Origin of the sequence: Pseudomonas sp. PNPG3 (assembly GCF_023093815.1) — a bacterium.
Taxonomy (GTDB): Bacteria; Pseudomonadota; Gammaproteobacteria; order Pseudomonadales; family Pseudomonadaceae; genus Aquipseudomonas; species Aquipseudomonas asiatica.
In genome coordinates this window covers 1-16,754 of sequence record NZ_JALLKV010000031.1, presented here as the reverse complement: position 1 = coordinate 16,754, position 16,754 = coordinate 1, and the positions used below count along the sequence as shown (strand labels likewise).

The following is a 16,754-nucleotide window of genomic DNA, read 5'->3' as shown; positions in this document are numbered from 1 at the left end:
GGTTGGAGATAGCAAAACGCCGGAGCACTGAGTGTTCCGGCGTGGTTGATGTCAAGCAGGCGACCAACCGTTCCAGGCCCGCGTCAACAGCGCTTCGATGGGCGCCTGTTCAAACGGTCTGGGATTGTAGTAGGGGTTGGCACAGGCGATACGGGCCGCCTCGGCGGGTCCATCCTTGGGCATTCCCAATTCAGAGAGCGCCAGCGGGATGCCCAGTTTTTCATTCAACGCAAACAGCAGTTGACCGACGTCCTTGGCGTCATCACCGCCCAGTGCCCGGGCAGCGCGTTGCAGGGGTTGCGCGGCGGCTTCGCAGTTGTAGTGCGCTGCGTGAGGCAGAACGATTGCATGCGCCTGGGCGTGCGGAAGGTTGAATGTGCCGCCGAGTGTATGGCAGAGCTTGTGATGCAGAGCCATGCCCACCGAGCCCAGGCAGATGCCCGCCAGCCACGCGCCATAGAGCGCCTGACTGCGCGCAGTGGTGTGCTCGGGATCATCGACGATCAACGGCAACGACTCCGCCAACGCCCGAATCGACTCCTCGGCCATGAAGCTGATGATCGGATTCGCATCCTGGGCATACAGAGCTTCCACCGCGTGCGCCATTGCGTTCATCCCCGAACAGGCAGACACCTGCCCCGGCAGCGACAAGGTCAGCTGCGGATCGTAGATGACGGTTTTGGGCAGCACTCTGGGGTCACGCCCGGTCCGCTTCAGACGGTCTTCGGTGAGCCCATAGATAGGCGTCATTTCCGAGCCGGCATAGGTCGTCGGCACGGCCAGAATCGGCAGGCCCGAATCCATGGCAATCGCCTTGCCCAGGCCGATGGTCGAGCCACCGCCGACGGCGACGCAGCAATCGGCATCCAGGCGCGCAGCCTCGATCCGGGCCGCTTGCGCGACCTCGATCGGTACGTGCATCACCGCGTTGGGGTAGACACCCGCCGAGCGCGAACCCAGCATGGCCGCGACCTGCTCACCCAGCTCTTTTTGCTCCGGCGTGGTCAGAATCAACGCGCGCCGGGCGCCCAGCCGATCAATTTCCTGGCCCAGCTCAGACAGCTTGCCCCAGCCGAACACCACACGTGTCGGCAGGCTTTGGTAGACAAATGGATTCATGGCCAGCCTCAGCGTTTGAAATGAGCAGGAATGGTGGCGTCAACGTTGACCCATACAGAACGCGCTTCGGTGTAGTCGTGCATCGCTTCGAAGCCCATCTCGCGGCCGTATCCGGAACGCCCTACACCACCGAACGGGCTGCCCGGGCTTACGCGCTTGTAGCAATTGATCCAGCACATACCGGCGTGGATCGCGTCAGCCATCTTGTGGGCTCGCGTCAGGTTCTGCGTCCACAGACCGCTGCCCAGCCCGTACTCCGTCGAGTTGGCGATCGCCAGCGCTTCTTCGTCGGTTTCAAAGCGCAGAACCGTCACGAATGGCCCGAACACTTCCTCCTGGGAGACACGATCACTCGGCGCGGCTTCGACCACGGTCGGTTCGACATAGAACCCATTGGCCAGCGCAGGGTCGGCAGGCGCCCGGCCTCCGGTGAGGACTCGCCCGCCCTGCTCCCGGCAAATGTCCACATACGCCAGTACGCGATCACGGTGCAGCGCCGAGGTCAGCGGGCCCATCTCGGTTTCCGGATTCATCGGATCACCCAGGCGAATCGACCTCGCCAGCGTGATGAAGCGCTCCAGAAACTCGTCGGCGATGTCCTTGTGCAGGATCAGGCGAGAGCCAGCAATACACGCCTGGCCCTGGTTGTGGAAGATCGCCCACGCCGCGCCGTTGACCGCTGCGTCGAGGTTGGCATCAGCGAACACGATGTTGGCACCCTTGCCACCGAGCTCCAGTTGAACGCGCTTGAGGTTGCCTTGCGAAGCTTCAACGACTCGGCGGCCAGTGGCGGTGGAGCCGGTGAAGGCGATCTTGCCGACGTCAGGGTGCTCGGCGAGACGTTGACCGGCGGTGTGACCGTAGCCTGGCACGATGTTGACCACGCCATCCGGAAAGCCCACCTCTTTCATCAGCTCGGCGATGCGCAACGTCGACAGCGGCGTGATTTCCGAAGGTTTGAGCACAACGGTGTTACCTGCCGCCAGCGCCGGGCCCATCTTCCAGCTGGTGAACATCAGCGGAAAATTCCACGGCACGATCTGCCCGACCACACCGACCGGCTTGCGTTGTACGTAGTTGAGGAATCCGGGATCGACAGGAATGACCGAACCTTCAACCTTGTCGGCCATACCGCCGAAGTAACGGAAGCAGGCAGCCGTGCGCGGCACATCGAGGCCGCGCGAGTCGCGGATAGGATGACCGGTATCGAGCGACTCCAGTTGCGCCAGCTCTTCGGCACACTCTTCGATCTTGTCTGCCAGTTTCATGAGCAGCCTGCCACGCTGGGCTGCTCCCATCGCCGCCCAGGCCGGAAATGCCCGCTTGGCAGCCGCCACTGCCAGATCAACGTCCTCCGCTTCGGCGGCAGCGATCCGGGTGAGCAGCGCGCCATCGTGCGGTGAGACCACATCGATCATGCCGCCGCCCACGGCCTCCACAAATCGACCATCGATAAAAAGCAGGTTTTGCATGGTGCTGTCCTCTCGCCGTGCAACCTGCACGGCGCTTGCGACTGACTGGAAACGGGCCCGGTCAGGCCGGGCCCGAGAGGGCTTAGAACTCGATCGGATACGGCGTGAGTTCACCGCTCTCGTAGCGCTCTGGCAGGTTTGGCGTGGCGTTTTCCCAGACCATCAACATCGAGCGTTTGGTCGAGTAGCCCTGGTGGCGGATATCGGCCGGCATGGCGCAGATGTCACCAGGACGCATGGTGATGCGCGCCCGTGGATTGCCTTCGTCCTTGTCGGCGACGTCCCAGACGATGTCGTCGGACATTTGCAGGAACCACTCCACCCGGTCGTTGCCGTGGAACACTGGCAGCATGAATTCTTCGGTGGTTGGACAGAACAGGCTGGCCTTGCACACCGAGGTCACCGACGGGTTCCAGGTCACGTCAGAGCGCGACAGGTATTTGAACAGGCTGAACGCGTGCAGCTCGCCTTCGAAGCCCTCTGCCGCGTGAATCTGCGGCTCATCCTGGCTGACATCGGCGAAATGACGGTTGATCTCCAGATCGTTGCGCAGCGGCGAGTCATCCGGCAGGCCAGGCATACGCTTGGTGGCGATCCGGAAACGCTCGATGGCTTCAAGGTTTTCACCGTTCTTGCGACCGAACGCAGTGCCGGTTTCCTGTGGCGCGGCGAACGGGTCGAAGGTGCAGTTCACCCAGTCACGCAGCATGGCTTTGAATGTCGCCATGATCAGCGGGGTTTCGAAGTTCTCGGTGTAGTTGACCCCGGCTTCTTTCAATACGCCGTTGAACGTACCGGCGTACAGGTCGACCTTGCCGTAGTAGTTGCGAGTACCGATGACGCTGTCGAAGTTGACCCAGCCATAGAAAAAGCCCCAGGCCACGTCACGCATCAGCGCACGCAGGAAGATGTCCGCCGGAATCAGGTGCGAACGGGTCTCCCCTTTTGCAGGCCAGGTGATACGGGCGAAGTACTCATCACGCGACAACTCGAAAGCACCGAGGCGGAAGGAACGATACCCGGTGATGGGGTGGGGAGCGCTCGCATTGACTTCGTCATCAGCGAACGATGGTGCCTCAACGGCGGATTCCAGCATGGCCATGGAAAAATTCCTCTTGTTCTCGGAAGGGATTAGTGGCGATCAGCGAATTACTTCAGGCAGATCTCTGCCCATTTTTCGACCGACAGCGGACCTTTGATGGTTTGCTGCAGCAGCACACCAGGGCGGCTGGACTCAAAGCGATAGGCCGTGCCGGCTGGCAACAGGCACTGGTGGCCGCGCTTGAGCAGTACGTAGCCCATTGGCTTGCCGGCCGGGATTTCGCCCGCCAGACGAGTGCCCTCGCCCTCTGCCAAAGGTGTGTCTAGCTTGAGGAAGTCGACGCGGACTTCACCATCCATGACGATGGCGAACTCATCGTGAGCGGCGGTGAACCAGGGTGACTGGCCTTCCGCACGCAGGGTTTCGATCACATAACCGAGGTTCAGGCCCACTACGACCTTCTGGTAAGGAGGGGATTTTTCAGCCACTTCGAAAATGTTCGAAAAAGCATAATGGCGGGCTTCGCCACTGATAATTTCCACGGTCCCTTTGGTGTAATTTTCCAGCGAGCCGAAGACGGTCTTGATTGCAGCAGTACTCATCGCATTCACCGCACTTGTTGTTATTGGGGTGAAGTCACGGTACGGCGATGACACATCAGGAACAATTACACAGGCGACGACAACAGTGTTTGCGAAACGCGAACACTGCTCAATGTCAGACGACCCAGCCACGCTCCAGCAACGGACGATCCCAACTGGGTTCCTCGCCGAACCGCTCGACCAGAAACTCGATGAGCGTGCGCACTTTCAGCGCCCGACGCTGCGTCGCCGGAAACACCGCAGAGAAATTGAAGGACGACAGACTGTACTCTGGCAACACCGGAATCAGCCGCCCTGCCAGCAGATCATCGCTGGCGACCAGCGTCGGCAGGCAAACAATGCACACCCCCGTCTCGGCGTAATCGCGCAACAGGTGAACCGAGTTGGAGCGCATATGCCCTGGCAGGCTCAGGTTCAACTGCTCGCCCCCGTGGGTAAACACCCAACGGTTACGCGAGGGGTACCCGGCGTACATGGCGATCTTGTGGTTGAGCAGATCGTCTGGATGCTGCGGCACACCGAATTCAGCCGCGTATTGGGGTGACATGCAGAACAATCGGCGTACGGAAAACAGCTTGCGTTCGATCAGGGTTTCGCTCAGCGGCGGGAACATCTGAAAGGCAACATCGAATCCTTCCTCGATCGGATCGACCACACGATCATTGACCACCACATCGATTTCGATATCCGGGTAGAGACGGTTGAACTCAGCCATCATTCGGCCGAAATGGCCGATTGCAAACCCTGGCAGCATCTGAATCCGCAGTTTCCCGGTGGGCTTGGAGCGCAACTCGCGCATGTGCTCGGTCAAGGAATTGAAGTTCGCGACCATGTCGGAGCATTCCTTGTAATAGGTCTCTCCCACGTCCGATAACCGCACATGCCGCGTGCTGCGATGAAACAGCGGCGCATTGATGAACTGCTCCAACTGCTGGATGCGATGCGAGATGACCGAGCGGGTCACGCCCAACTGCAACGCGGCTTTAGCGAAATTACCCGTTTCGGCAACCCGTACAAACGCTTCGACACTGAGTAAACGATCCATGACACCGCCTCAAAACCTTCTTATTGTTCTCGATTGTCGAGAGTAAACCGCTGCAGGTGGGGTTAGCCATAGCCGCCAAAACCCGGAATCGATAAGGGATGAAAGCGGCCGCCGCTTTTTACTTATGGAGGTTGAATATAAGGGCGATTACGGCTTGAAGCGGCCACTTTCCTGAAATCACGAACGCAGCGTTTGCATTTGGCAAACCGCATACCCGCGCTCTGTAAATACGCTGACGCCCCCGTGCTTACTTGTCTGGCTGATTCAGATCGATGAATTAGATACCTTTGTTCTAATTATTTGGCTTTTCCGGCTAGTTCAGGCCGATGTTCAGTAACGAACCTAGGAGCCTTCGCTCGCTTGAATATTCTCTCAGAGGTCAGAACATGATTGAGCTACGTCCTTTTTCGAAACTGGGTGGCAAGGATCACGGATGGCTGGATACCCGCCACCATTTCTCGTTTGCGGAGTATCAGTCTGAGGCCCTGGGAAATCTAATTGGGTACTTCCAGCCACAGACTGGCGACCTAAACCGAGTCATTCATCTCTGGGGCTTTGAAAGCCTGGAAGACCGTAACTCGCGCCGCGCAGCGCTGTCTGCAAACCCCAAATGGCGCGAGTTCTTGGGCAAAGCGGGTGGCTTTGTCACCGCACAACACGCCGAAATTCTCAGCGGTGCGAGTTTTTCACCTATCCGGTGACGGAGCATTCTCATGATTAAGTCATTGCATCACGTTGGAATGACCGTACCCAATCTGGGTATCGGTAGAACGTTCTATGAGGCATTCGGCCTGGAAGCACAGATAGCGGGCCATGATCTTGTGCTGCGCTGTAAAGGTCGTGACCAAGATCAAATTCGCCTGATGCCAGGCAGCCCAAAGCAACTCAGCTATGTGGCGTTTGGCACTGACTCAAAAGGCTTCAAGAATGTCCTCGACAACCTCGAGCGGTTGGGTGTGGCTATCGAATCGGCGCCTTTTGAGATCGAATCATCGGGCATCTGGTTCAAAGATCCCAGCAATGACTGGGTACACGTTACCATTGCCGAGTCTGCTTCCATAGAGGCCAAAGACGTTCCGGAAATCAATACCCCAGGGCGATATCGCCGTGTGAATGAGCGTGCATGCACGCCAGCTTCGCAGAGTAAGAAGGCTACGCCACTACGACTAGGCCATCTGATCAAGTTCGCCCCAGACGTTACCCGCTCGATTGAATTCTATACCGAGGCATTGGGGATGAAGGTATCCGACCAGGCGGGCGATGTTCTTGCTTTCCTGCGTTGTGGCTCTGGAGGCGATCACCATGTCTTGGGCCTAGCCAAGAGCAGCCACAGCGGTCTACATCATCTGAGCTTCGAAGTGATGGACATCGACGAAATTCAGATGGGCGCTCAGCACCTGATCAATCTCGGATATAAGAGTGCTTTTGGGCTTGGCCGACACGTTGCTGGTTCGAACTACTTCCATTACATCCGAGACCCATGGAACAGCCTGGTTGAGTATTTCTGGGATATCGATGTCATCTCGGAAGACGACTCTGAGTGGGAGCCACTGAATGCTTCGCCTCAGGAGCTGACAGCGGTATGGGCGACCACTCCTCCTCCGCCTGAGTTTATCGAGAACTTTGAGGAGCGAAAGTAACATGCCCGCCTCGGAAGAGACACTCAACTTGCTGCAGGGAATGCTCAATCTCCCCCTGTATGTGGTAATGCGCCACCCTTTGGACTTGAGCAAATTGCCGGATCTCCTACACGATCATTTGAAGTGGGCAATCGCAGCCGAGAAAAAAGGTGAGTTGTTTGCATCCGGGCCGTTCATGAAGGATGAGTCCCCACCCGGCTCGGTGGGCGGCATGAGTATCGTCCGCGCAAAAGACTTAGTTCATGCAGAAGCGATCATTCGTAAAGACCCGTTCATTAGCAATGGCGTGTATGCCATCACCATCCAGAAATGGTTGCTTATGGAGGGCAGTTTCGACGTCCACGTAACGCTCTCCAACCAGCACGCTAAATATAAGTAAGGCCTGACATATGAAATTCCAATTATTTAACTATTTCAAAGACGGCGCCACCGTCGCTCCCGGCATCATGGTCGGGGATACTGCCTATGACCTTCAAGGCGCTTGCTCTTCTGCAGCAAACGTCACGCTGGATGAAATCCTTGAGCGCTGGGAGGAAGCCAATCTTTGGCTCGGCTCACTCGCCAAGGATATTTCAGGATGGCCCCAGGGCTATGGAGCACATGAGATCCTGCTCACAAAACTCCGTTACGCCCCGCTGCTGACCCGTCCAGGCACGATCTACGGAGCCGGCGCCAACTACCGTGATCATGTGGAAGCGATGGCTAAAGCGCTCAACATGAACCTCTGTGCAGATCCGAAAAGTGAAGGCATTCCGCCTTGGCACTTCATCAAGGCCAGCCGAGGTTCGTTGGCTGCACACGCTCAAGACATCGACTTTCCCGCAAATACCCACATGCTTGACTGGGAAGCTGAACTGGCGGTCTTCATTGGCAAGCGTGCAGACAAGGTCTCGGTGGAGGAGGCGCTTGAGCACGTCGCCGACTATAGCTGCGCGAACGATCTCTCAGCGCGCGATCATTTGAAACGCCCCCAGGTAGACGAGAGCTCACCGTTCCGCTTCGACTGGATCGGTCATAAGACCTTCAATGGCTCCTGCCCGGTAGGCCCTCTGTTGACACCTGCGCAGTTCGTTGAATCCCCTGAAAATCTTGCCATTAAGCTTTGGCGAAACGGTGATCTCCAGCAGGATTCAAATACCTCAAATCATCTTTACACAATTGCTGACCAGATTGCCTACATCAGCCAGCGTATCGAGCTGTTCCCTGGCGACATCATCTTGACCGGTACACCTGCCGGGGTCGGCATGGAAAAACAAACGTTCATTCAGCGCGGCGACGTATTCACCGTGTGGATTGAAGGGCTGGGTACGCTCGAAAACAAAATCGTTTGAACCTAAGCGCGGGGTCAAACCCGCGCTGACTCTCACTTTAAAAGCTGCAAAAAGACTCTGCTTTAAAATAACAACAAACATATGTAGGGCATAACAATGAAACACATCCCTTGTGTTGCACAGCGCATCCTCACGCCTGTTGGTCTCGCCTTCGGCTTGATAGCCTTTTCTGCACCAACTCATGCCACAGAGGGTGGTGGCTCAACCTACCCACTCGGTGTAAACACTGTACTGTCAGGAAAGCTGCCGCCTCCAGGTCTCACTAATTTCGTCTATGTGTCCGAATACAAAGCGGACAAGACAATGGGGAATGACGGTTCGGAAAAGCCTAACATCCATGATTTCGACCTGAACGTAAAAGCCCTGTCCATGCGTTTTGACTACGTCTATTCGGATTACTCGCTGCTGGGTGCGACACTCTCAAGCCGTTTCATCGTGCCGTTTGTCAAGGGGAAGGTCAGTTTCGATGTGGACACCCCTGCTGGGCGCGTTCATCGCAGTGACAAGCAGGAAGGCATCGGCGACATCACTCTTGTACCTTTACTCTTGGGATGGAGCTCACCCGGCCTCAGCCAAATTGTGGCCGTTGATATCTTCACCCCAACTGGCTCTTACGACAAAGATCGCCTGTTCAACCCAGGACGTAATTACTGGTCGTTTGCGCCCTGGTACGGCATTACAGCCTACCCGATCAAGAACCTCGAAGTTAGCGCCAAGGCCCTTTACATTATTAACAAAGAGAACAGTGCTACACATTACAAATCGGGCGATGAATTCAACGTCGATTACAACATCGGGTACAACATTACTCCTACCCTGCAAGTTGGCGTGAGTGGATACTTCTACAAGCAAATCACAGGCGACGACCAAGACAACTACACCGGACTGAACGAGGATAACAAAGGCCGGGCCTTCGCCATCGGCCCCGCGATCAAGTACCAAACGCCTGCTTGGGGTTTTGTAGCCAAGTGGCAACACGAGTCGAATGTCGTCAACAGAGCCGAAGGCGACAAACTGTGGCTACAAGCTGTGTTCCGCTTCTAAACACCAAGCCCTCGTGACAGGCCGACGTCTGGACAAGACGTCGGCACACCCCCAGTTTTACTCTCCCCTTCCCTTACGCTTTTTCCTTTGTGGTAATTCTTGGTTCACGAGATTTCTACGCTTATGACAGCTGAGCTTGTGAAGAGACAACCTAACAATTGAACAGGAAGCCACATGAGCACTATTTTTAAAATTCGCTGCGCGCGTATCCCGGGTGGTTTATCAGCTACGTTGCTGTTTTCTGCAGCCGCCTGCGCCCAAAGCCCTGTTGAACAGGCCCAGCTCCAAGTCCGAAATGCAGAAGCAGCGCGCTCCGCTGCTCTGGTGACCGCAGATATAGAAAAGCTCAAAGCTATGACTGCTACCGATTACATCCATGTCGAGAGTAATGGAAAATTAAGAAATCGCGATGAATTTTTGCAGGGCTTGATAGACTCGGATTACAGATTCAAAAGTTTCATCATTGACAGAATGCATATAAGCATTCAGAAAGATATCGCAATAGCGACTGGCGATTACCACAACGACATCGTCACCAACGGCACCCTACAGCCCACTAAGTATGCGAGATTCACCAGGGTATGGAAACTAATGGGAGGGAGCTGGATCAATCTTACTCATCAAGCTACGGAATACAAAAAGCTCGCACCGTAACTTTAAAACACTGACCATAAATATGGCAATTAGCTCACATATCGACGCAGGAAAAAACTCAATATCTAGCGACAAGTTCAGGCTGGACTCTGAAACCGGGGAATTCATGCGTGGTGAACCCCCGGACTCCCTCATGATACCGTTACGGTACACTGAAGCTCTTAGAGCTGCTGCAGAGCCCTTGGGCGACTGCTTCGCTGCTCAGATTTCGGCTCGATTGCTCTCAGAACCTGAAAATCAAACCTGAGTTCGGCAAATGAATTAACATTCAAGCCCAATTGCTTAGCCCTGCTGTCATCGTCGATGAACTGCAACTCACCGATCAGGCCCTCGCGGGTCGCATAGGCAAAATCGTCCCACAGATACTCATCGCCCTGGAAGTTTATCTGTGTTGTTAGATGCTTGTGTCCTGCAGCAGAAATGAAGAAGTGAATGTGGGCAGGCCGATTGCCGTGGCGCCCAAGGGCATTCAAAACCTCTTGAGTTGTACCTGTTACCGGGCAGCCATAACCGCTAGGGACGATACTCCGGGCCTTATAATACCCCAGTTCATCGGTAACAATTCTACGACGCAGGTTGTAGTCAGACTGGCTTTTATCGAAATAGGAGTATGTGCCTTGGGTGCTGGCATGCCACACATCCACAATTGCACCCGCGATAGGGTTACCCTGAGTGTCGGTCACACGACCGTGCAGGTACATTACCGTACCGGGATCAGTTCCATCATCCAGGCGTGCATACCCATTTGAAAGAGGCGCACCTGCAACATAGAGTGGGCCTTCGATAGTGCGAGGAGTGCCGCCTCCAGCCCCCGCTGAACGGTCTCGGGCATCCTGCAGAAGGTCAAGGAAATGTTCCAGCCCAAGCCCGGCCACCAGGAGCCCCGCTTCCTGATTTACTCCCATACGGTTCAAATAGTCCACGGCCCGCCAAAACTCGTCATCGGTGATCTCCAGATCCTCGATCGCCTTCGCGCAATCCTGCAATACTCGAATCAGGATCTGCTTGATCCTCGGACTGCCTGCTTCGCTATCTAGTCCTGCTACCTGCCTAAAAAACGCCTGAATCTCATCAGTCTGCGAGATATGAATACTCATGCTGCCACCTCATCTTGGCTTTCAAGCCATTTTCTTATTTCGAGGACTTAAACGGCTCAACTCTAAGGGTTCAATCATCCGCCTCAGGAAAACCTGACGATGCCATTGCTTTAAATCATTTTTCTTGAATAAGGCATCACTCGCGCCCCTCATTCATTATGAACTGTGCATTGATGCCGCCTCACGAAAGAGACTACAGCCTTCCAGCATACACTAGCGGCGAAGAAAATCAGCGCCCTGCAATTAACCTGTAGTTATACATACAAATAAACACTGGTTATTCTACCGACATCCCTCTCGCGACCTATCAACGTACACTGAACGACGTCTAGTCAGCCCCTGTCTGAACTAAACCACGAATTTACTAACCTTACAAACAGCGAGCTTCTAATTGCGGAAGTAGAGAGCGAGGATACATAGATGCCTTTTAACGGTGCATTTTCAAAAACACGCAGACCGCCCACGGCAGTGGGCGCCATTCTTATCTTGGTAAGTCTGGTGCTGTTTGCAGGCGGCATAAAACTTTTTCTTCTGGGTGGATCTCCCTATTACGTGATCGCAGGCCTTACCTTATTTATAACGGGCTGTCTGCTTCTCTTGGGTAGCTCTCTTGCGCTCACCGCATATTCGATTTTCCTTCTAGGCAGCACTGTTTGGTCGATTTACGAGATCGGCTTGGACTGGTGGCAACTCGTACCCCGCCTCTCGATGTGGTTCGTCTTCGGTTTGGTGCTCTGGTTACCCTGGTTTAGAAAACCGCTCACCCTCACTCGCCCTGCGCCCTATGGCTCATCGGCATTGATCTTTGCCGTTGTTGTTTCAGGCGCGTGCGCTCTGATATCGCAGTTCACAAACTATGGAGAAGTCACCGACTCGTGGAGTGGTGACGGGGACACGCTCGGTAGCGCAAATCAAGTACAGCCCGATGGGGAGTGGCGCTCTTACGGGGGAACCGAATATGGCCAACGCTATTCACCGTTGTCGCAGATAAATACTACTAATATACATAAGCTCAAAGAAGCCTGGCGCATAAGAACGGGTGACCTCCCGACTGGCCTTGATCCCGTTGAGATCACCAACCAGAACACCCCACTCAAGGTCAACGGGCTCCTGTATGTGTGTACCGCACACAGCAAGCTCCTTGCTTTGGATCCTGACTCCGGAAAAGAAGTTTGGCGTTTCGATCCCAAAATCCAGAGTGCCAATGGCAACGATTTTCGTGGCTGGGCACACATGACCTGCCGGGGTGTCTCTTACTACGACGAATCCAAATACAGTGCTGCTGATAATGATCGAGGTGCATCACCGCTTTCGACCGCTGGTTCTGCTGTGGCTCAAGCCTGCCCCAAACGGATTTTTCTGCCTACCGCTGATGCACGCCTCATGGCCATCAACGCAGATACAGGTGAAGTCTGTAGCGATTTCGGCAAGAACGGCACCATCGACCTCAGAGCGAACATCGGCCCATTCACTCCGGGCGGGTACTACTCGACGTCCCCACCAGCCATCACGCGGAATTTGGTCATCATTGGCGGCCATGTGACGGATAATGAGTCTGTTGATGAGCCCTCGGGGGTCATTCGTGCGTATGACGTGCACGACGGGCACTTGGTCTGGAACTGGGACGCAGGTAATCCAGAGGTGACTACACCTCTTGCTGAGAACGCGTTTTACACCCGCAACTCACCTAACATGTGGTCTATTCCCAGCGTCGACGAGGGCGCAGGGCTCGTCTATATACCGCTCGGCAATCAGATGCCTGATCAGTGGGGGGCTGCCCGATCGCCCGGCGCTGAAAAATACAGCTCTGGCACCGTTGCACTCGACATCGCCACAGGCCAGGTGAGATGGAATTATCAGTTTACTCATCATGACCTCTGGGACATGGACGTACCTAGCCAGCCGACGCTGATCGATCTCGATACGCCTGAGGGGATAAAGCAGGCACTGATTCAGCCTACGAAGCAAGGCAGTCTCTATGTTCTAGATCGCATTACAGGCAAACCAATCGTACCAATCCGCGAGGTTGCCGCGCCCTCTGGCGCCGTGGAAGGAGATCACACGGCACCTACTCAGGCCGTTTCTGACCTGAACCTGCTCCCTCCCCCTTTGGAAGAGAAATCAATGTGGGGTGTTACGCCCTTCGACCAATTGATGTGCCGTATTCAGTTCAAGTCCCTCAGATACGAGGGTCAGTACACCCCGCCTTCCGTGCAGGGGAGCATCATCTATCCAGGCAACGTAGGCGTCTTCAACTGGGGGTCGATATCAGTTGATCCGCACAAGCAGCTGATCTTCAGCAATCCTAATTACATGGCATTCGTATCCAAACTGGTTCCCCGCGACGAAGTGTCGGCTGACAGTAAACGCGTCAGTGAGACAAGCGGCGTGCAACCCAATACGGGAGCTCCCTATGCAGTCATCATGCACCCGCTAATGTCGCCCTTCGGTGTACCTTGCCAGGCGCCTGCGTGGGGTTATGTAGCAGGCATAGACCTCAAAACCAACGAAGTCGTTTGGAAACACAGAAACGGTACGTCGAGAGACAGTTCACCCATTCCGATAGGTATGAATCTCGGCGTGCCAAGTATGGGAGGATCAATCATTACTGCTGGCGGGTTGGCTTTCATGAGCGGCACGCTTGACCAGTACCTCCGTGCCTACGATCTCCACACGGGTCGCGAAATTTGGTCTGCGCGCTTACCGGCGGGCGGTCAATCAACACCTATGACCTACACGGGTAAGAAAGGAGAACAGTACATCCTGTCCTTCGTAGGTGGCCATGGTTCGCTCGGCACCAAAATGGGTGATTATGTCATTGCCTACAAGCTCGAAAGATAGGGCTTTTAGGTAGCTATGCAAGCGTAGGGTTTGGGTCGCTGCTGGCACCCTAAGGGGAATCCAGCGGCGAACCTTTTGATACAGAGACGCGGTCATCATTGGCCTGACGACGGTAGCGCTAGATGGAGGATCGCATACGATCAATGACTGCGTTAACCGTGAGCGGTTCGCGCCCCAATCCACAAAAGCGGCAGCGAATCGTTTTGTCAGCCCAGGCGGCCTTCCCTTAGCCGCCAAAGAAGCGCCTGCCTGGCGTGGGCAACCCTGGGCTGGCGCAAAGCACTTGGTGTCCAAATCAGGTAATAGCTTCGGCTTGAGTGGCCAACCGGCGCGGGTAGTTCCTGAAGCTCGCCCTTTTCGATGAATGGCCTGCAGAGGTAATCAGGAAGAGCGCTCCAACCGAAGCCGTCAATAAGCAGTGTTCGTAAAGCCCTCAAGTCCTGGCCCACCATGGCAGGCATAGCGTTTTTCAGTGTGACTCTGTTCAGGGCCAGCCAATCATCAATGAGCGGCAAAGCAAGGCTGTAGGCAAGTATCGGCTCATCCTCAAGCGCGATTATGAAGTCGTTGGCGGCAGCAAGTCGCTGTGCAACTACCGGAGAGGCGACTGCAATTATGTCATCGGTATACAAAAGCTCACCGCGCAACTGTGGGTTGGTAGGAGCCGCGGCAGAAATACCCAAGTCGCATTCACCCTCCGTTAGCAAGCGGCAGATCGACTCATGGTTCCCGCTTTGCATTCGAATGCGAATCCCTTCTTCCAGCAGCGGCTTCAACTGCCTGGAAATTACCTCTGCGAGAAAATCAGCGTGGCCTACGATCTGCAGTGCACCTGCTAGCTCAATAGAGCGGGCTCTTGCGGAAGCAAGTGCTGCCTCCGCGTCATCCAGTTTGTCGCCGATGTCTGCAGCAAGCTCCTTCGCTGCAGAGGTGGGCTCTACACCACGAGCTTGCCTGTCAAAGAGACTTCTCCCAATCGCGGCTTCTAGACCCGCGATGTGCTGCGAGACGGCGGGTTGCGTGAGATTGAGCGTGCGAGCCGCGCCAGTTATCGAGCGCTGCCGATACACCTCAACGAAAGTCCTCAGTCTTAGAAGTGACATACCGTACTCATAATACTGTTTATGCATGCCCCAAAATACTCTGTCTATTCACTGTCGGGCTAGCCCCCTAGGATGAGCGCACAGATTGAACGCAGTCGTCAGTGACCCAAGGTGCAGGCGCGGACTCTGCTAATTCAAGCATCTACCGAGGAGAAGAACGATGAGCTTCCAGCCGAGTGTTGACGATTTGAAGATCATATTACGCACAATGAAACGGGCACATCTTGCTACAGGCCCTGCTGATGCGGCGCTTCGAAAAGACCGACTGCTTCGTGGCGCCAGGTTGATTCGCGAAAACCACTCAGCCATCAGCGCTGCCATCAACGCCGATTTTGGTAATCGCAGTATCTATCAGTCGATGATTGCCGACATGGCCACTACAGTCAAAATGCTTGAAGACTCGGCAATGAACGTAGAGCGATGGATGAAGCTTGAGCAGGTTGAGAGTCCTGGCCAAGGTATGCAGGCTTGGATTGAGCAGCAGCCGCTTGGCGTCGTCGGGATCATCAGCCCTTGGAACTTCCCGATCAACTTGGCGTTTGGCCCTTTGGCAGGTGTGTTTGCAGCCGGCAATACGGCCATGCTCAAGCCGTCGGAGCTGACGCCAAACACGTCCGAATTACTGGCCGAGCTTATCGCGGGGTATTTCGACCCAGTCGAACTCGCCGTCGTTCTGGGCGATGCCGGTGTGGGAGCTGCTTTCAGCGCGTTGCCATTTGATCATCTGGTGTTCACTGGCAGCACTGCCGTAGGTCGTCATGTCATGCGGGCGGCGGCAGAGAATCTAACGCCGGTCACTCTCGAATTGGGAGGGAAGTCGCCGGTGGTAGTTGCGGAGGACTATGACCTGAACAAGGCAGTCGAAAGAACCCTGACCATCAAAACCTTCAACGCCGGTCAGATCTGCCTGTCACCTGATTACCTGATGGTAACCGAGGCGCAACAGGAACAGTTGGTGATCCTCAGCAAGCACTTCATCGAAAAAACATTTCCCACGGTCATCGCCAACCCTGAGTACACCTCAATCATCAACGAGGGACACTTCAAGCGACTGATCGCCCTTCTGACTGATGCGGAGAAAAAGGGCGCTACCCTGATAAATCTCGCACCTGGGAACGAGCCAGCTTTTGACCGTGCCACTCGCAAGATCGCACCCCACCTGGTGCTCGATGTGACCGAAGAAATGGCGATCATGCAAGAAGAAATTTTCGGGCCACTGCTCCCGGTAAAAACTTACCGCAGTGCTTCTGAAGCTATCGCTTACATCAATGCAAGCCCGCGACCTCTGGCAATCTATTACTTCGGCGATGATGACTCTCAACAACAACAGTTTGTGCACCAGACGACCTCAGGTGGCCTGGTAATCAATGACGTCATGACCCATGCGTCAATTGACAGCCTACCCTTCGGTGGCATCGGTGCTTCGGGTATGGGGGCATACCATGGTATTCACGGCTTCCGTCGCTTTACCCATGCGAAGCCGGTAGTAGTGCAGAGTGAAGACGGCGCGTCGAATCTCCGATTGCGGGCGCCCTACGCGGAGAAAGCTGGGGGGCTGCAAGCGTTCTTTACCAACTAAGCAGTTGTCTTGCTGTACTGGCTAGTACTGAAAATGCCCACGGCTGACGCTGTCATCGAGGGTGCAACCTAACGTTGAGGAAATTGTGATGAAAGTTTTGATGGTTTTGACGTCTCACGGCCAATTGGGTATGAATCGCCCCTGGTTTCCTAGACACCTCCAAGCCTCATAATGAGGCCCAAATA

Annotated in this window: 15 protein-coding genes; 8 read left to right on the top strand and 7 right to left on the bottom strand. The window is 55.2% G+C overall.

The window, feature by feature from the left end:
* Window positions 1-51 precede the first annotated feature (51 nt).
* The 5 genes from MJ643_RS19190 to MJ643_RS19170 all read right to left on the bottom strand — a co-directional run bounded on the left by MJ643_RS19190 (window position 52) and on the right by MJ643_RS19170 (window position 5,280).
* Complete coding sequence (locus tag MJ643_RS19190) at window positions 52-1,119, bottom strand: maleylacetate reductase (RefSeq protein ID WP_038409875.1); 1,068 nt, start codon at window positions 1,117-1,119, stop codon at window positions 52-54.
* A gap of 8 nt (window positions 1,120-1,127) precedes the next feature.
* Window positions 1,128-2,591 carry an aldehyde dehydrogenase family protein gene (locus MJ643_RS19185; RefSeq protein ID WP_038409876.1) on the bottom strand — a complete coding sequence of 488 codons (1,464 nt, stop codon included), beginning with the start codon at window positions 2,589-2,591 and terminating at the stop codon, window positions 1,128-1,130.
* A gap of 82 nt (window positions 2,592-2,673) precedes the next feature.
* Window positions 2,674-3,693, bottom strand: a complete 1,020-nt coding sequence (locus MJ643_RS19180) for a hydroxyquinol 1,2-dioxygenase (RefSeq protein ID WP_038409877.1) — start codon at window positions 3,691-3,693, stop codon at window positions 2,674-2,676.
* A gap of 47 nt (window positions 3,694-3,740) precedes the next feature.
* The gene (locus MJ643_RS19175) at window positions 3,741-4,235 is read right to left on the bottom strand and encodes a hypothetical protein (protein ID WP_038409878.1); all 495 of its coding nucleotides are present in this window, start codon (window positions 4,233-4,235) and stop codon (window positions 3,741-3,743) included.
* Window positions 4,236-4,350: 115 nt separating this feature from the next.
* Entirely contained in the window at window positions 4,351-5,280 is a 930-nt protein-coding gene (locus MJ643_RS19170) for a LysR family transcriptional regulator (protein WP_047933044.1), read from the bottom strand.
* A 386-nt stretch (window positions 5,281-5,666) separates the two neighbouring features.
* On the opposite strand from MJ643_RS19170, the gene MJ643_RS19165 reads away from it, so the two are divergent.
* The 6 genes from MJ643_RS19165 to MJ643_RS19140 all read left to right on the top strand — a co-directional run bounded on the left by MJ643_RS19165 (window position 5,667) and on the right by MJ643_RS19140 (window position 9,949).
* A complete protein-coding gene (locus MJ643_RS19165; protein ID WP_080708172.1) occupies window positions 5,667-5,981 on the top strand; it encodes an NIPSNAP family protein in 315 nt (104 codons plus the stop codon).
* Window positions 5,982-5,993: 12 nt separating this feature from the next.
* A complete protein-coding gene (locus tag MJ643_RS19160; RefSeq protein ID WP_038409880.1) occupies window positions 5,994-6,920 on the top strand; it encodes a VOC family protein in 927 nt (308 codons plus the stop codon).
* A gap of 1 nt (window position 6,921) precedes the next feature.
* Window positions 6,922-7,299, top strand: a complete 378-nt coding sequence (locus MJ643_RS19155; RefSeq protein WP_047933038.1) for a YciI family protein — start codon at window positions 6,922-6,924, stop codon at window positions 7,297-7,299.
* 10 nt (window positions 7,300-7,309) lie between these two features.
* On the top strand, window positions 7,310-8,251 hold the full coding sequence (locus tag MJ643_RS19150) for a fumarylacetoacetate hydrolase family protein (protein ID WP_247726982.1): 942 nt from the start codon (window positions 7,310-7,312) through the stop codon (window positions 8,249-8,251).
* A 96-nt stretch (window positions 8,252-8,347) separates the two neighbouring features.
* Entirely contained in the window at window positions 8,348-9,295 is a 948-nt protein-coding gene (locus MJ643_RS19145) for a transporter (RefSeq protein ID WP_049870825.1), read from the top strand.
* Between the two features lie 174 nt (window positions 9,296-9,469).
* Window positions 9,470-9,949, top strand: a complete 480-nt coding sequence (locus tag MJ643_RS19140; protein ID WP_047934719.1) for a nuclear transport factor 2 family protein — start codon at window positions 9,470-9,472, stop codon at window positions 9,947-9,949.
* 161 nt (window positions 9,950-10,110) lie between these two features.
* Here MJ643_RS19140 and catA read toward each other — a convergent pair whose 3' ends face one another.
* A complete protein-coding gene (gene catA / locus MJ643_RS19135) occupies window positions 10,111-11,046 on the bottom strand; it encodes a catechol 1,2-dioxygenase (RefSeq protein WP_247726981.1) in 936 nt (311 codons plus the stop codon).
* A 420-nt stretch (window positions 11,047-11,466) separates the two neighbouring features.
* On the opposite strand from catA, the gene MJ643_RS19130 reads away from it, so the two are divergent.
* A complete protein-coding gene (locus MJ643_RS19130; RefSeq protein ID WP_047934723.1) occupies window positions 11,467-13,887 on the top strand; it encodes a glucose/quinate/shikimate family membrane-bound PQQ-dependent dehydrogenase in 2,421 nt (806 codons plus the stop codon).
* Window positions 13,888-14,093: 206 nt separating this feature from the next.
* On the opposite strand, the gene MJ643_RS19125 is transcribed toward MJ643_RS19130, so the two are convergent.
* Window positions 14,094-15,017 (bottom strand): LysR family transcriptional regulator, encoded by a 924-nt coding sequence (locus MJ643_RS19125; RefSeq protein WP_200873963.1) that lies wholly within the window; start codon window positions 15,015-15,017, stop codon window positions 14,094-14,096.
* Window positions 15,018-15,150: 133 nt separating this feature from the next.
* Between MJ643_RS19125 and MJ643_RS19120 the strand changes: the two genes are divergently transcribed.
* A complete protein-coding gene (locus MJ643_RS19120; RefSeq protein WP_247726980.1) occupies window positions 15,151-16,569 on the top strand; it encodes a coniferyl aldehyde dehydrogenase in 1,419 nt (472 codons plus the stop codon).
* The last annotated feature ends 185 nt before the right edge of the window (window positions 16,570-16,754 follow it).

Bases quoted from the DNA above. Each gene is read 5' to 3' on its own strand.
- MJ643_RS19190 (WP_038409875.1), bottom strand. From the start codon at position 1,119: ATGAATCCATTTGTCTACCAAAGCCTGCCGACACGTGTGGTGTTCGGC.
- MJ643_RS19185 (WP_038409876.1), bottom strand. From the start codon at position 2,591: ATGCAAAACCTGCTTTTTATCGATGGTCGATTTGTGGAGGCCGTGGGC.
- MJ643_RS19180 (WP_038409877.1), bottom strand. From the start codon at position 3,693: ATGGCCATGCTGGAATCCGCCGTTGAGGCACCATCGTTCGCTGATGAC.
- MJ643_RS19175 (WP_038409878.1), bottom strand. From the start codon at position 4,235: ATGAGTACTGCTGCAATCAAGACCGTCTTCGGCTCGCTGGAAAATTAC.
- MJ643_RS19170 (WP_047933044.1), bottom strand. From the start codon at position 5,280: ATGGATCGTTTACTCAGTGTCGAAGCGTTTGTACGGGTTGCCGAAACG.
- MJ643_RS19165 (WP_080708172.1), top strand. From the start codon at position 5,667: ATGATTGAGCTACGTCCTTTTTCGAAACTGGGTGGCAAGGATCACGGA.
- MJ643_RS19160 (WP_038409880.1), top strand. From the start codon at position 5,994: ATGATTAAGTCATTGCATCACGTTGGAATGACCGTACCCAATCTGGGT.
- MJ643_RS19155 (WP_047933038.1), top strand. From the start codon at position 6,922: ATGCCCGCCTCGGAAGAGACACTCAACTTGCTGCAGGGAATGCTCAAT.
- MJ643_RS19150 (WP_247726982.1), top strand. From the start codon at position 7,310: ATGAAATTCCAATTATTTAACTATTTCAAAGACGGCGCCACCGTCGCT.
- MJ643_RS19145 (WP_049870825.1), top strand. From the start codon at position 8,348: ATGAAACACATCCCTTGTGTTGCACAGCGCATCCTCACGCCTGTTGGT.
- MJ643_RS19140 (WP_047934719.1), top strand. From the start codon at position 9,470: ATGAGCACTATTTTTAAAATTCGCTGCGCGCGTATCCCGGGTGGTTTA.
- catA (WP_247726981.1), bottom strand. From the start codon at position 11,046: ATGAGTATTCATATCTCGCAGACTGATGAGATTCAGGCGTTTTTTAGG.
- MJ643_RS19130 (WP_047934723.1), top strand. From the start codon at position 11,467: ATGCCTTTTAACGGTGCATTTTCAAAAACACGCAGACCGCCCACGGCA.
- MJ643_RS19125 (WP_200873963.1), bottom strand. From the start codon at position 15,017: ATGCATAAACAGTATTATGAGTACGGTATGTCACTTCTAAGACTGAGG.
- MJ643_RS19120 (WP_247726980.1), top strand. From the start codon at position 15,151: ATGAGCTTCCAGCCGAGTGTTGACGATTTGAAGATCATATTACGCACA.